Source organism: Kribbella sandramycini, assembly GCF_013131805.1.
GTDB classification, from domain to species: Bacteria; Actinomycetota; Actinomycetes; order Propionibacteriales; family Kribbellaceae; genus Kribbella; species Kribbella sandramycini.
In genome coordinates this window covers 150,361-164,867 of the sequence record NZ_JABJRC010000009.1, presented here as the reverse complement: position 1 = coordinate 164,867, position 14,507 = coordinate 150,361, and the positions used below count along the sequence as shown (strand labels likewise).

Genomic DNA, 14,507 nt, shown 5'->3' with positions numbered 1-14,507 from the left:
CGCTCCGCCCGGTCACAGGTTCCGCCAATGAATCTGCCAGGCGCCCGGCTCGACCTTGTCCGGCTCCTTGGCGTAGATCGACTCGAGCTCCGTCACACAGGCGTCCGCGCCGCCTTTGGCGCTCGTCCCGTTACCGGTGAGATCGGTCAGGAAAGCGGCCGACGTCCCGCCGGTCCAGGCGCCCGCGGCAAAAGCCTTCTTCGCCGCATCCAGCGCCGTCGACACCGTCGTCGCATGCCCGCGCACCGTCCCCAGCGCACGCCCAACAGCGGACTTGTACGGATTAGGCACCTCGCCGGTCATCGCCCCGTCCTCCCCGAAGGAACCAGTCGTCGAAATCGTAGTCTGTAGCCGGTCCAGTCACACACTGTGACGCCCGCGCGTCAGCCGACCTTCCCGGTACTCGGCCGGAGACGGGTGTACGACTGCGCCGACTGGCGGGTCGACACGGTCAGATCGCGCAGTTCGGACGACGCTCCGGACCCGAACGGCATCGTCTCCCGCACCAGCGGCGCCGGGCTTCCGCCAGCTTCAGTGCCCTGCTGGATCAGGTTCCGCACCCGCGTCCGCAACCGGTCGGATGCCGCGCCGACGTCCTCCAGCGCCTTGACCAGCAGCCGGACGCGTGACGGCGTGATCGAGACGTATCCGATCATCGCGGGCCCGCCGCTTTCTCCTTCTCCTTGCGGCGCTGGTCCCCGGCCTGTTCGTCGAACGCGTTCGCATCCCGCTCGAACTGCAGCGCCGCGTCCCTGATCGCGTTCTCCGCGCCTCGGACGCTGCTCTCCCAGCCGCCCAACGAAGCACCGAACTCGGCAGCCACCGGCCCTTCCCAGGTCTCCTTGGTCTGGAGCTCCTTGGCGCCTCTCAGCAGATCCGCCACCTTCGGAGCCTCCTTGCGCAGATCGCCCGCGATCTCGCGCAGCCGAAGCGCCTTCTTCTCGAGCTCAGCGGGCGACGTCACCCACCGATCCTCCCAGACCCCAGGCCCACCCCTGCCAAACTTGCACCAACCTGCAACCCGATCCGCTGCGCGGTCAGCAACCTGCGGCTGAGGACGCACTCGTGCAGCGGGTCGGGTACCGGATGGTCAGCGGTTGTAAGTGCCGATTTCGCTCACCTGGATCGTCGTCAATGAGGGGGTCACGACAGGCTGAGTGGGGATGTCGCCTTGCGGGGCGCCGTTCGCGGACCAGGTGGCGTGCCAGGTGCTCTGCGTACTGACGGCGGTGGGGCCGGGCCGGGTCAAGGTGATAGCGCACGCGCCGGTGGCCGAGGGCGAGTACGGGACGCCGGGGCCGTCGCACACCGCGGTCTCCGCACCGTCCGCGGAGACGGTGATACCGGTCAGCATCACGTCCACTCGGGCCGAGGTCGGACCGCCCATGGTGTTGGCCGTCGCTTCGACGTACAGGCTGTCGCGGCGGTCGGTCAGCCAGACCCAGGTATCGAGATTGACGATCGTGCCGTTGCTCTCAGCCGTCTTCGGGTTCCAGTCGATGGTTGGCGTCGGCAACTCCATCTCGGCAATGGCCGCGTCGCGCAACACCTCCGGCGGCACCGGCGGCACCGGGACCGGACGACCGGCGCGGATGAAGGTGAAGGGATGCTCCTCGAAGTACGCGGCGGACACCTCGAGGAACTCCTTCGTCGGCCCGTCGTAGTTGCCCGAGTTACACGTCCCGCCCCACCAACGCCCGGTGATGTCGTCCTTGTACTGCTCGTACCCGGGCTCGGCAGTCAGATTCTCACCCATGTGCTGATTCACCCAAGCCATCCCGCCACGCTCGCGGTACTGGCCAGTGCCTGTGACGAACTCGTAGTACTGCTTGCCCGTGTAGCTCGGCTCCATCCAGCAAGGCGACGGCACCGACACCTTCCTCGACACCGCACGCCCCGGAGACCCACCCTTCAACGCCGTCCCCGACACCGTAATCGTGACCGTGCCGCCGGTGGTGACAGGCTTGCTCGGCGGAGGATCTTCCTCGCCGAAGCCCGCGGAAGCGATCGTCGACGTTGTGATCGCCAGCGAAACGCTCAGTACTGCCACGGCGAGACAACTCGCTGACCTGGTCAGCATGGTGTGCTTTGCAGCTTGTACTCGCTGACGCGCCAACCGGCCGCGCTCCGGATAGTGATTGCCTGGATCCCCAGTCGCGGCTTCCGCTTGACCAGGTCGTTGCCGAACCGGGTACCGTCCGAGTGGATGCCGTAGCTCTTCGACTGATCGAAGCAACCCCCGATCAGAACGATTCCCGTCTTGGCTTCTTCCACCGTGGCTGTCACGGTCAAAGTGCCACCCAATCGGTCGCCGTCCTTGGTCTGGTTCTTCAGTACCTTCTGGACATAGTCGAGGACGGCCGGGGCGGCAATTGTCTTCAGCGACGGATCGAAGGTGTTCGTGCCCAGAGTGCGGCGGAAAGCTTGCTGGAAGAGTTTGTAGGCTTTCAACGCAGGGCGGGTCTCGACGGCGACATTCGCCGGCTGATTGAACACCAGCGTCAGATCCTTGTACTTCGTGACGACCTGCGTCGGATCCGCGGTCGGTGTCGGAGTCGTGCTCGGAGTGGAGGTAGGGCTCGTGCTGGTGATCGGCTCCGGGGTGAGAGTCGGCAGGTCGCCGGAGCTGGCGTCCGTACCGCCGCAAGCGGCCAAGGAACATGCCAAAGCAGCTGCGAGCACCACGGACCAGACGCCAGACTTCGTCATCACATCATCCCCTGAGCTTGTCGACGAACCTGTCCCTCACACTATCGACCCGGGCGACCACCGAGTCACATCCAGTAGTTGCGTAGGCCGATCTTGCACTTTGTTGCAAAGGGGACCGGCAGATTCGGTCTCGTCAGCGGTTGTGGGTCTGGACTTCCGTGACAGGGACGTTTGTGGTCAGCGGAGGTGGATCCAGTTGCTCTGGGGTCAAGCCCTGAGGCACACCGTTGGACAGCCAGGTCGTCTCCCAGCGGGTCTGCACGGTGACCGGCGTGCCGGAACCGGCGGGGCTTGCACGGCGAAACTTGATACTGCACTCACCGACGGCGCCACGAGCGTAAGGAACACCGCCGTCCGCGCAGTCCGCCGACCCGTCAGTCGGCGTGCTGACAGTCATCCCGGTCAAGTTGGCATCCACTCGCGCCGAGATGCGCCCAGCAATCGAGTCGACCGACGCCTCCACGAAGAAGACTGTCCGGCGATCCCTCAGCCAGACCCAGGTATCGAGATTGACCACCGAAGCGCTACCCGAATATTTGGGATTCCAGTCGATGGCCGGCGGCGGCACCGTCATCGCCTCGAACGCGGCGTCACGCAACACGACCGGAGGAACCGGCGGCACCGGCGGCCGTCCCCCCGCAGGTACGTAAATCGCCGGATGTTCGGCGAACCACTTCGTAATGAACTCGTTGAACGCGGCCATGTCATGGCCGAAGAGCTCCGACGAGCACATACCGCCGTACCAGTGGCCCTCGTCGTCGTCCTTGTACTGCTCGTACCCGGGATGCGGCTTGAACGGGACGCCGTCCTTGTCACGCCCCAGCGGGGCGCCACCCGCGATGTACTCGTAGTACTGCTTGCCAGTCATCCCTTGGATGTAGTTGCAGGGAACCGGTACCTGTTTGACCAAAGGTCGCCCAGGACGTCCGCCTTTGCCGTTACCAATACCCGTGCCGGTGATACGCACGCTGATCGTGTTGCCCGAGGCACCAGGGGTGGGCGGCGGAGGCACCAGCTCCGCGTGAGCCTGCAAAGTTCCGGCCACCAACGACAACGTGACCGCGGATGCCGTTCCCAGGGCCGCGAGAACCTGTCGGCTCAGCATTTTTCCCGCTTGATGTTGTACTCCGCGACCTTCCATTGGCCGTCGAAAACTCCAAGGACGACAACGACCTTGATCCGCGGGAAAGCCTTCGTGCCGGGCCCGACGTAAGCGGTGCCATTGGCCCTGACCAATACCGACTTCGATTGATCGAAGCAGGTGGTCAGCGCCCCGATCCGGTCGATGATCTGAACCTTTGTGGTCAGGTTGACCTGGCCACCGGTCACGACCTTTTTCGCCTTCTGATCCGCCAACTGAGCACGTATCGTGGTCAGCGCCGCGCCAACCGCATACTTCGGTAGCGTCGGGTCCTCGACATTGGTGGCCGTCGACTTGTTGGCGGCCCGCTCGAAATTGTCGTACGCCGCCAGCACGTCGTCGGAGTTGGCAGGCGGGTTCGGGTGGTTCAAGATCACCGTCAGCCCGCCGTACTTCTGAGTGCTGGTGGTTGGCAGCGCCGTGGGCTTCGGCGAGGCCGACTGAGTGGGGGGCGGGCTCGTGGTGCTGGGCTCAGCGGTGAGGGTCGGGAGGTTGCTGGACTTGGCGTCGTTGTCGCCGCAGGCGGCCAACGAACAGACAAGAGCAACTGCGGGCAGCACGGACCAGACGCGAGACCTCGTCATGACTTCTTCCCCTGAGCTTGTCGACGAACCTGCCCTTCACACTAACGGGTCAAGCGGTCACTAAATCACACTGAGTGGTCGCGTGGTTCGTTATTGCACCTTGTTGCAAGGGTTAGCCGATGCGGTCGATGATGAGGGGACCCGCCTCGTAGGAGGTTGAGACGGCGACTGCGTCGGTCAGGGACTCCAGGGCGCGGTCGAAGCGGGTTGGGTTGTCGGTGTGGAGGGTTAGGAGTGGTTGGCCGGCGGTGATGGGGTCGCCTGGTTTTGCGTGTAGTTCGATGCCGGCTACGGCGGATACCGGGTCCTCTTTGCGGGCGCGGCCGGCGCCGAGGCGCCATGCGGCTACGCCGACGGCCAGTGCGTCGAGTTTGGACAGGACGCCGGACTGCGGTGCTGTGACGACGTGCTGCTCGGGGGCGACGGGCAGCTCGGCGTCGGGGTCGCCGCCCTGGGCCGCGATCATCGCGCGCCACGCATCCATCGCCGTACCGTCGCGCAGCTTCTCGGCCGGGTCGACGTCGGTGACGCCGGCCGCGTTGAGCATCTCGACGGCCAGCGCGACCGTGAGCTCGACGACGTCCGCCGGGCCGCCGCCGGCGAGCACCTCGACGGATTCGCGGACCTCCAGGGCGTTCCCGGCGGTCAGCCCGAGCGGGACGGACATGTCGGTGAGCAGGGCAACGGTTTTCACGCCGGCATCGGTGCCGAGCGCAACCATCGTCTCGGCCAGCTCGCGCGCGTCGGCGAGGTCCTTCATGAAGGCGCCGGAGCCGACCTTCACGTCCAGCACCAATGCGCCGGTGCCCTCGGCAATCTTCTTGCTCATGATCGAGCTGGCGATCAGCGGGATCGCCTCGACGGTGCCGGTCACGTCGCGGAGCGCGTACAGCTTCTTGTCGGCCGGGGCGAGGCCGTCGCCGGCCGCGCAGATGACGGCGCCGACGTCCTCCAGCTGGCGCAGCATCTCGTCGTTCGACAGCGCGGCGCGCCAGCCCGGGATCGACTCCAGCTTGTCGAGCGTGCCGCCGGTGTGGCCGAGGCCGCGGCCGGACAGCTGCGGGACGGCGACGCCGCAGGCGGCGACCAAGGGTGCCAGCGGGAGCGTGATCTTGTCGCCGACGCCGCCGGTGGAGTGCTTGTCGGCGGTCGGGCGGGACAGTTTCGCGAAGTCCATCCGCTCGCCGGAGGCGATCATCGCCGCCGTCCAGCGGGCGATCTCGCGGCGGTTCATCCCGTTCAGCAGGATCGCCATCGCCAGTGACGACATCTGCTCGTCCGCGACGTCGCCGCGGGTGTAGGCGTCGATCACCCAGTCGATCTGCCCGTCGCTCAGCTCACCGCGATCCCGCTTGGTGCGGATCACGTCGACCGCGTCGAAGCTCACTTCTCCTCCAGGAACTCAGGGCCGAACGCATCCGGCAACAACTCCCGCAGCGGCCGGCTCCCGGTCGCGGTCTCGATCCGCAACTCCGGCCCGCCGTGCTCCTGCAACAACTGCCGGCACCGTCCGCACGGCGTCAGCAACTCCTCGTTGTGGTCCACACAGGTGAACGCGACCAACCGGCCGCCGCCGGTTCGGTGCAACTCCGACACCAGGCCGCACTCGGCGCACAACGTCAATCCGTACGACGCGTTCTCCACGTTGCACCCGGCAACGACCCGGCCGTCGTCCGTAACTCCGGCCGCGCCCACGGCGTACCCGGAGTACGGCGCGTAGGCGCGGCGCATCGCCTCGACCGCAACGGCTCGCAACCCGACCCAATCCACATCCACCACCCCAGCATCCCTCACCACCCCACCCTCACCCACCCCCACCCGCCTTTGCTGGGCCCACCCAGCCATTTGCTGGGCCCGCCCACACGACCGTGGGTGTACCAGCCGCACGCGGTTGGCCCACCCACCACGCCGTGGGCCGGCCCACCAAAGGGTGGAGTGCGGAGCCAGCCCTGAGGTGGGGTGGGTGGCCGGCGGAGTCGCCGGCCCGAGGTCGTGCGGTTGGGTGGGTGGGAGGTCGGATGGGTGGGTTATTCGGTCACATACGGTTCGCCATCTGCCTTGGGAGCGCGGACCCGGCCGACCAGACCGGCGACGGCGATGATGGTGGCCAGGTAAGGGGCCATCAGCAGCAGCTCACCGGGGATCGGCGTCTGGATGATCTGGAGCTGGGACTGGAGCTGGGTGGCGAAACCGAAGAACAGCGCCGCGACCATCGCGCCGATCGGGTGCCAGCGGCCCATGATCAGGGCGGCCAGCGCGATGAAGCCGTTACCGGCGGTCATCTCCTTGGTGAAGGAGCCGGCGTACCCGACGGTGAAGAACGCGCCGCCGAGACCGGCCAGCACCCCCGCCCAGAGGACGGCGGAGTACCGGACGCGCTTGACCCGGATGCCGACCGTGTCGGCCGCCTTCGGGTGCTCGCCGACCGCGCGGACCCGCAGGCCCCAGCGGGTCTGGAAGAGCACGAACGTGACGACGGCGACCGCAATGTAGGTCAGGTAGACGAGCGCGGTCTGGTTGAACAGGATCGGCCCGATGAACGGGATGTCGCCGAGCCCGGGGATCTTCACCGCGGACAGCACGTCCGGGGTGTTCAGCTTGGCCGCGTCCTCCTGCAGGAACTGATCGAACAGGAACCCGGTGATACCGGTCGCGAACACGACCAGCACGACGCCGAGGACGACCTGGTTGACCAGGTACTTGATCGAGAACACCGCGAGCAGCAGCGCCATCAGGACGCCGGAGACCGCGGCCGCGATCAGGGCCGCGACCGCGCTGCCCGTCGTACTCGCGACCACCGCCGCGGTGAACGCGCCGACCAGGAACTGGCCCTCGATCGCGATGTTGATGACACCGGCCCGCTCGCACAGGACGCCGGCCAGCGCGCCGAGGATCAGCGGGGTGGCGAAGTTCAGCGTGCCCTGGAACTGGTTGGCCAGCGGGAAGGTCTTGCCGGCCGCGGCCCAGCACAGGAACGCGCCGATGAAGCAGACGCCGAGCACGATCGCCAGCCAGCCGGAGTACTTCTGCGGCACCCGGCGCAGCACGTAGGCAACCGCGGCCAGCACACCGAGCGCGCCGAGCAGCAGCGCGACCGGCTGCGCGGGCAGGCCGAGCAGGTTGTTCTGCAGGTCGCCGGAGACGAGCTGGAAGGTCGCCTCGCCGCCCTTGGTGAAGATCGCCAGCCCGAGGCCGATCAGCGCGAAGACGAGCATCAGCCCGCCGACGCGCAACCGGCGGACCCGGTCGGCCGGGGCCTCGATCGCCGCCGGAGCGGCGGCCGGGACCGTGTCCTGAACCGTCACGTCGCTCATCCGTTCCAGCCTTTCGCGAGGATGGCGCCGGCGCCGCGATCCTTCGGCAGGAACCGGAAGATCGAGCGGACCAGCGCGGGCGCGGCGACGAACAACACGATCGTTGCCTGCAGCACCGTCGTCAGGGTCAGCGGCGTCTGGGTGATCAGCTGCATTTGCAGGCCGCCCGCGTTCAGCGCGCCGAAGAGCAGACCGGCCAGCACGGTGCCGAGCGGCGTCCCGCGGCCGAGCAGCGCGACCGTGATCGCGTCGAACCCGACCGACGCGGCGACGCCGTCCGTCAGCGGCAGGTCGGTGCCGAGCACCTGCTGGGTACCGGCCAGGCCGGCCAGCGCGCCGGCGACGACCATGGCGACGACGTACGCGCGGCCGACCGACATACCGGCCGTCTTGGAGGCGTCGGCGTTCGCGCCGACGGCCCGCAACTCGAAGCCGATCGTCGACTTGTTCAGCAGCCACCAGACGAAGACCGCGGCGACCAGCGCGAGCAGGAAGCCGACGTGCAGCCGGGTGTCCCCGAACTGCGGGTACTGCGCGTTCGCGTCGACGATCGGCGAGATCGGGTCGGCGCGGCCGGGGCGCTGGAAGGTGGACGTCGTCAGCAGCCACTGCAGCAGGTAGATCGCGACGTAGTTGAGCATGATCGTGACGATCACCTCGTGGGCGCCGGTACGGGCCTTGAGCAGACCGACCATGCCGCCCCAGATCGCGCCGCCGATCAGGCCGGCCACGATCGCGACGATCAGGTGCAGAACCGGCGGCAGGTGCCACGCGAAGCCGACGTACCCGGCGAGGATCGCGCCCATGATCAGCTGGCCCTGGGCGCCGATGTTGAACAGACCGGTGCGGAAGGCCAGCGAGACGGCCAGCCCGCCGCAGATCAGCGGCGTCGCCTGGGTCAGCGACTCGCTGATCGGGGTGATGCCGCCGATCGCGCCGACCGCCAGCGCCTGGTAGGCCTCGCCGACCGCGGAGAACGCGGCCGAGATGGTGTCCATCGGCGCGGCGCCGAAGTACTTGACCGCGGCGTTCACCTCGTCGTCGCCGACGATGATCAGGATCGCGCCGACCAGCAGCGCGAGCACGATCGCGCTGACCGAGACGAGGCCCTGGATCGCCCACGACGGCAGCCCGGACCGCTCCGGTTTCGCGACCGGCGGGGTGGCAGTTGCTGTGCTCATCTAGATGGTTCCCAACGTGGTCGGGTTCTCGATCGCGACATCGTGCGCCTCGGTCTTGGAGGCGCCGGCCATCATCAGGCCGAGCTCGTCGCGCGGGGTGTCGGCCGGGACGACGCCGACCACCTTGCCGCGGTACATCACCGCGACCCGGTCGGCCAGCGCGGCGATCTCGTCCAGCTCGGTGGACACGATCAGGACGGCGGTGCCCTGGTCGCGCTCGCGGACGATCCGGCCGTGCAGGAATTCGATCGAGCCGACGTCGACGCCGCGGGTCGGCTGCGAGGCGACCAGCAGCTTCAGCGGCCGGGACAGCTCACGGGCCAGCACGACCTTCTGCTGGTTACCGCCGGACAGCGACGAGACGGTCAGGTCGATGCCCTGGGTGCGGATGTCGAACTCCTCGACCCGGGCGTGCGCGTTCTTGTCGATCTCGTCGGTGTTCAGCGCCAGGCCGTTGCCGAACGGCGCCTTGCGGAACAGGTCGAGGACGAGGTTCTCCGCGACCGTGAACGAACCGACGAAACCGTCGTGCCCGCGATCCTCGGGGACGTAGCCGATCCCGGCGTCCAGGCGGTGCCGGGTGGATTTGCCGGTCAGCTCCGCGCCGCTCAGCTTGATGCTGCCGGCGGCGATCGGCGTCAGACCGAGGAGCGCCTCGGCCAGCTCGGTCTGACCGTTGCCCTGGACACCGGCCACGGCGAGGATCTCACCGGCCCGGACCTCCAGGTCGACGTTGTCGACGGCGGTGAACCCACGCTCGTCGATCACGGTCAGCCCGGTCACCTGCAGGACGGCGTCCTGCGGCTGGGCCGGCTCCTTGTCGACGACGAGGTCGACCGCGCGGCCGACCATCAGCTCGGCCAGCTGCTCCTCGGTCGCCGAGGGCTCGGCCTGGCCGACCACCTTGCCGCGGCGGATCACGGTGATCTTGTCCGCGATCGCCTTGACCTCTTTGAGTTTGTGGGTGATGAAGACGATCGAGGTGCCGTTCTCCTTGAGCTGGCGCATCACCGCGATCAGCTCGTCGATCTCGGCCGGTGTGAGCACCGCCGTCGGCTCGTCCAGGATCAGCACGCTGGCGTCGTTCGTCAGCGCCTTGATGATCTCGACCCGCTGCTGGACGCCGACCGGGATGTCCTCGACCAGCGCCTCGGGGTCGACCTCGAAGCCGTACCGCTCGGACAGCTCGCTGACGAGCGCGTTCGCCTTCTTGCGGTCCAGCACGCCGCCGGGGTGGGTGTTCTCCCGGCCGAGCATGATGTTCTCCGCGACGGTGAACACCGGGACCAGCATGAAGTGCTGGTGGACCATGCCGATGCCGTGTTTGATCGCGTCACTCGGCGAGGTGATGGTCACCTTCCGGCCGTCGATGACGATCTCGCCGGAGTCGGGCTGCAGCAGCCCGTACAACATGTTCATCAGCGTGCTCTTGCCGGCGCCGTTCTCACCCAGCAGGCAGTGGATCTCGCCCGGCTCGATGACCAGGTCGATGTGATCGTTGGCGACCAGGGAGCCGAAGCTCTTCGTCAGGCCGGACAGCTCGAGATGCATGCGCTTCCCTCTCGGACCTCTCGTAGCGCGAGCCAGGAAGGCGCGACCTGTCGGTCTGCCTTCCTGGCTCGCACCGTACTACGCGATGGTTCAGGACGCCTTCGGCTGCGCCTTGGACTCGATGGTGATCTTGCCGCCGACGATGTCGGTCTTGAGCTGCTCCAGCTCGGTCTTCAGCTCGGCCGGGATCTTCGAGTCGAACTCGTGGAACGGCGCCAGCGAGGTGCCGCCGTTCTCCAGCGTGCCGATGAACTGCGAGTTGTCGAACTTGTTGTCGACGACGGAGACGATCGCGTCCTGGACGGCGACGTCCATCCCCTTCTTGACGCTCGTCAGCAGCACCGAGCAGTACTCCGCGGCGGACTCGCAGCCGTCGGTGTCGACCCAGATCGCGTTGACCTTGCCGTTGCTGGCCTTGGCCGCCTGCAGACCGCCCAGACCCGCCGGACCGGCGACCGGGAAGATGATGTCGGCGCCCTGGGTGATCAGGTTCTGGGCGTTGTTCTGGCCCTTGGCCTTGTCCTCGAAGTCACCGGTGAACAGACCCTCTTGTTTGACGTCGTCCCAGCCCAGCACGGCGACATTCTTCGACTTCTGCTTGTTGTAGTACTTCACGCCCTCGGCGAAACCGTCCATGAAGATGGTCACCGGCGGGATCTTGACGCCGCCGAAGGTGCCGACCTTGCCGGACTTCGACATCGCCGCGGCCAGGTAACCGGCCTGGAAGCTCGACTGCGCGGTGTTGAAGCCGAGCGGCTTCACGTTCGCGATCGGCTTGGCCGGCGCGGAGTCCACGATCGCGAACTTGACGTCCGGGTTCTTGGTGGCCGCGTCGTCGGTGGCGTCCTCGAGTTTGAAGCCGACCGAGATGATCACGTTGCACTTGGCGTTGACCATCGCGGTCATGTTGGTCGGGTAGTCGTTGTCCGACTTCGACTCCGCCTTGACCTCGGTCAGGCCCTTGGCTTTCACCGCGTCCTGCAGCCCCTTGTACGACGTCTGGTTGAACGACTTGTCGTCGAAACCGCCCGAGTCGGAGACCATGCACGCCTTGAAGGCCTTGTTGTCAGAGCCTCCCGTCGAGCCGCTTTCGGTCGGCTTGCTGCCACAAGCTGCGACGGCGAGCGTCAGGACGCCCACGATCGCGGTTCCCCGCACGTACTTCTTCACCGGACGTCTCCTTCGTCGTACCAGTCTGTTTGCCCGCACGCCTGCCCCTGCGTGCCATCCGCAGACTATAGGTGCGGCCAGTGCTTCTTTGAACGCCAAGTTGGCCTCGATACCGGAAAGTGATCGGCACTTTCGTCACATTTCCGCAACTCCTGCGGCGCGATCACCGTCAGCCTGGTAGTAGTCACGGTGCGCAAGCCCTCTGGTGGCACTGGTATGACGGTGAGTGAACGATTCAGGCCCGTGCCACAATCGCGGGATGAGTCATCAGCTGCTGGTCGCCGACGTCCTCGCCCGGGTCGAGGAGGTTCGCGAGACCACGGTCGAGCTGCGCCGGGACCTGCACGCGCACCCCGAGCTCGGCTGGCACGAAGTCCGCACGACCGAGCTCCTGGAGCGCCGCTTGAAGGAGGCCGGCCTGTCGCCGCGCGTCCTCCCGACCGGCACCGGGCTCATCTGCGACATCGGCTCCGGTGACTCCTGCGTCGCGCTCCGCGCCGATATCGACGCCCTGCCGGTGCCGGACGGCGTCGAGGCGCCCTGGCGCTCCACGATCGACGGCGTCGCGCACGCCTGCGGCCACGACATCCACACCGCCGGCCTGCTCGGCGCCGGCCTCGTCCTGGCCGGGATGGCGCGGGACGGCGTCCTGGACCGCCGGGTCCGGCTCATCTTCCAGCCGGCCGAGGAGGTGATGCCCGGCGGCGCGCTCGGCGTCATCGCGGCCGGTGGCCTCGACGGCGTCCGCCGGATCTACGGCGTCCACTGCGACCCGCGCCTCCAGGTCGGCCAGGTCGGCCTCCGCGTCGGCGCCCTCACCGCGGCCGCCGACCGCATCCTCGTCCGCCTCAGCGGCCCCGGCGGCCACACCTCCCGCCCGCACCTCACCGGCGACCTGGTCTACGCCCTCGCCACCCTCGTCACCGAACTCCCCGCCGCCCTCTCCCGCCGCGTCGACCCCCGGGCCGGCATGTCCCTCGTCTGGGGCCGCATCACCTCCGGCTCCGCCGCCAACGCCATCCCGTCGCGAGGCGAAGCCGAAGGCACCCTCCGCTGCCTCGACGTCAACGCCTGGCGCCAAGCCGCCGACCTGATCCCCAAACTGGCCAACCAGCTGGTCGCCCCCTACGGCATCCAGGTCGACACCGAGGTCACCCACGGCGTCCCCCCGGTCATGAACGACCCCGCCGCCATCGAAACCCTCCGCAACGCCGCCACCCAAACCCTCGGCGCCGGCGCCATCAGCCCCACCGACCAATCCCTCGGCGGCGAAGACTTCGCCTGGTACCTCGAACACGTCCCCGGCGCCATGGCCCGCCTAGGCGTCCGCCCACCCACCCTCGACACCACCGGCGACCTCCACACCCCCACCTTCGACCCCTCCGAAGAATCAATCTCCCTAGCCACCACCCTCCTGACCTCCACCGCCCTCCTCGACTAGGGCGAACCGCCACCACTCACCAACAATGCGGAGCAGCTGCTGACGCAACCGCTCCGAGCGTGCGCGTACCCCGGAGCACCCGGCCGTAGGCGAGTTGGTGAGTGCCCCAGATCCGCTCCCACCGAAGGCGGCACGGGCAGTCACCGCGAGCGGCCGTCCCCGAGCGATGTTCGGGGCGATGCCATTCGAGTACTCAATCGCGTTCTTGGGCAGTTGAACGCGGCTGGCGGCGAGTGGTCGAGTTCGTCGGAGCCGCAGTGGGCTGCCGCTGCGGTTGACGGTTCGCTAGTAGGCGCTCGGCTCTGAGCGCGAGTAGCTGGAGCTCACGGTCGACGTCGCTGCCGTCGAGGATGAACTCGAGCGCGCCTTCGTCGGTGTAGTAGCGACGGACGAGCTGTTCGAGGTCGGCGGCTGAGGGGGCTTGCAGGTGTATGGCGGTCGGCGAGTACGACGATGTCTGCGGCGTCCTTGCGGCGTTGTGCCACGAGTTTGGTGGCCAGGAGGAACTCGTCGGCGGCGTAGGTGATGTGCAGGCCCGCAACGTCGTCGTGCTGCAAGGCGTCCGGCGGCAGCGGTGGCACCCAGGCGCCGGCTCGGGTGTTCAGCCAGTCCTCGGGGAGTTTGCGCTGTGCTGCGATCGCGCGGGCTTCTTCGAGGACGACGTCGTCCCGGGTGATGGCGTCGATGTCCTCGGTCCGCCGAGGGTTGTCGCGTGCGGTGACGGCGATCGCGGCGCCGCGGGCCTTCAGTCTCTTGTCGAGCTCCGAGAGGAGGTCGACGATTTCGGCGGCTCTGAACTCGTGGGGTGTTTCGCTCATGCGGTCACCAGGTCTCGTGCGGGGACGAAGATGTTGAGGCGGGCCAGGTAGTCCGGGGTCTGAGCGATGATCTCGTCGCGGCTGAGGAACGGGTGGTCGGGGATCCACGGTTCCGCGAGCGGTTCGACTTCGGTCCAGGTCGGGGGATCTTCGCCGGCGGCGGCGAACTCGCGGGCGGTGAGAGTCGCGAGCAGGGTGTCGAAGGCGGTTTGGCCGGTGGTGGCCGGGGCCGCCTCCCAGGCTGCTTCGGCGCCGTCGTGGCGCGCGAGCAGCAACCGCAGGTGGTCCCGGCCCTGGAGCAGCACTCGCCAGGCCCACTCGACATCGGTTGCTTCGCGGATGGCGGCGGCCGTCGCCGGGGCCGTCAGGATGCGGTACTCCCGAGCAGCCTGAAGCGCGCTCGCGATTCGGCCGGCTCGCAGGAAGAACTGCGCGGTGGGCTTGGTCTTGCCGGATCGATAGGTCGAGAACCGCGAAGCCGATGTCCCGAGCGCGGTCGCGAACGCAGCCTGCGACAGCCCGCTCACCGCAACCGCACGCCCGAGCGCCTCAGAAACCGCCAGGCTGTCCCGATCCATCACTCCTCCAAGTATTATCT

The 14,507-nt window shown here is 67.8% G+C and carries 16 protein-coding genes; 1 reads left to right on the top strand and 15 read right to left on the bottom strand.

Annotation, left to right across the window (positions count from 1 at the left end; all coding sequences use genetic code 11):
• Positions 1-12: 12 nt before the first annotated feature.
• From HPO96_RS30820 to HPO96_RS30760, 13 genes are all read right to left on the bottom strand, one after another.
• Entirely contained in the window at positions 13-303 is a 291-nt protein-coding gene (locus HPO96_RS30820) for a hypothetical protein (protein ID WP_171677900.1), read from the bottom strand.
• An 80-nt stretch (positions 304-383) separates the two neighbouring features.
• Positions 384-656, bottom strand: coding sequence for a hypothetical protein (locus tag HPO96_RS30815; RefSeq protein ID WP_171677899.1), 273 nt, complete (start codon positions 654-656; stop codon positions 384-386).
• Positions 653-964 (bottom strand): hypothetical protein, encoded by a 312-nt coding sequence (locus HPO96_RS30810; protein ID WP_171677898.1) that lies wholly within the window; start codon positions 962-964, stop codon positions 653-655. Before HPO96_RS30810 ends, HPO96_RS30815 begins: the two co-directional genes overlap by 4 nt.
• 126 nt (positions 965-1,090) lie before the next feature.
• The gene (locus HPO96_RS30805) at positions 1,091-1,852 is read right to left on the bottom strand and encodes a hypothetical protein (protein WP_171677897.1); all 762 of its coding nucleotides are present in this window, start codon (positions 1,850-1,852) and stop codon (positions 1,091-1,093) included.
• Positions 1,853-2,073: 221 nt separating this feature from the next.
• Positions 2,074-2,685, bottom strand: a complete 612-nt coding sequence (locus tag HPO96_RS30800) for a hypothetical protein (RefSeq protein ID WP_171677896.1) — start codon at positions 2,683-2,685, stop codon at positions 2,074-2,076.
• A gap of 157 nt (positions 2,686-2,842) precedes the next feature.
• Positions 2,843-3,814, bottom strand: a complete 972-nt coding sequence (locus HPO96_RS30795; RefSeq protein WP_171677895.1) for a hypothetical protein — start codon at positions 3,812-3,814, stop codon at positions 2,843-2,845.
• On the bottom strand, positions 3,808-4,410 hold the full coding sequence (locus tag HPO96_RS30790) for a hypothetical protein (RefSeq protein WP_171677894.1): 603 nt from the start codon (positions 4,408-4,410) through the stop codon (positions 3,808-3,810). The genes HPO96_RS30795 and HPO96_RS30790 overlap by 7 nt, the downstream gene beginning before the upstream one ends.
• Positions 4,411-4,546: 136 nt before the next feature.
• Entirely contained in the window at positions 4,547-5,821 is a 1,275-nt protein-coding gene (locus tag HPO96_RS30785; RefSeq protein WP_171677893.1) for a thymidine phosphorylase, read from the bottom strand.
• Positions 5,818-6,210 carry a cytidine deaminase gene (locus HPO96_RS30780; protein ID WP_337796896.1) on the bottom strand — a complete coding sequence of 131 codons (393 nt, stop codon included), beginning with the start codon at positions 6,208-6,210 and terminating at the stop codon, positions 5,818-5,820. The genes HPO96_RS30785 and HPO96_RS30780 overlap by 4 nt, the downstream gene beginning before the upstream one ends.
• A 251-nt stretch (positions 6,211-6,461) precedes the next feature.
• On the bottom strand, positions 6,462-7,748 hold the full coding sequence (locus HPO96_RS30775) for an ABC transporter permease (protein ID WP_171677891.1): 1,287 nt from the start codon (positions 7,746-7,748) through the stop codon (positions 6,462-6,464).
• On the bottom strand, positions 7,745-8,929 hold the full coding sequence (locus HPO96_RS30770; RefSeq protein ID WP_171677890.1) for an ABC transporter permease: 1,185 nt from the start codon (positions 8,927-8,929) through the stop codon (positions 7,745-7,747). Before HPO96_RS30770 ends, HPO96_RS30775 begins: the two co-directional genes overlap by 4 nt.
• Positions 8,930-10,480: an ABC transporter ATP-binding protein gene (locus tag HPO96_RS30765; protein ID WP_171677889.1), complete on the bottom strand. Its 1,551-nt coding sequence runs from the start codon at positions 10,478-10,480 to the stop codon at positions 8,930-8,932.
• A 90-nt stretch (positions 10,481-10,570) separates the two neighbouring features.
• The gene (locus tag HPO96_RS30760) at positions 10,571-11,650 is read right to left on the bottom strand and encodes a BMP family ABC transporter substrate-binding protein (protein WP_171677888.1); all 1,080 of its coding nucleotides are present in this window, start codon (positions 11,648-11,650) and stop codon (positions 10,571-10,573) included.
• 259 nt (positions 11,651-11,909) lie between these two features.
• Here HPO96_RS30760 and HPO96_RS30755 point away from each other — a divergent pair, with 259 nt between their 5' ends.
• Positions 11,910-13,091 (top strand): amidohydrolase, encoded by a 1,182-nt coding sequence (locus tag HPO96_RS30755; protein WP_171677887.1) that lies wholly within the window; start codon positions 11,910-11,912, stop codon positions 13,089-13,091.
• A 323-nt stretch (positions 13,092-13,414) separates the two neighbouring features.
• Here HPO96_RS30755 and HPO96_RS30750 read toward each other — a convergent pair whose 3' ends face one another.
• On the bottom strand, positions 13,415-13,909 hold the full coding sequence (locus HPO96_RS30750; RefSeq protein WP_171677886.1) for a hypothetical protein: 495 nt from the start codon (positions 13,907-13,909) through the stop codon (positions 13,415-13,417).
• Entirely contained in the window at positions 13,906-14,487 is a 582-nt protein-coding gene (locus HPO96_RS30745; RefSeq protein ID WP_171677885.1) for a helix-turn-helix domain-containing protein, read from the bottom strand. Before HPO96_RS30745 ends, HPO96_RS30750 begins: the two co-directional genes overlap by 4 nt.
• Positions 14,488-14,507 lie beyond the last annotated feature (20 nt).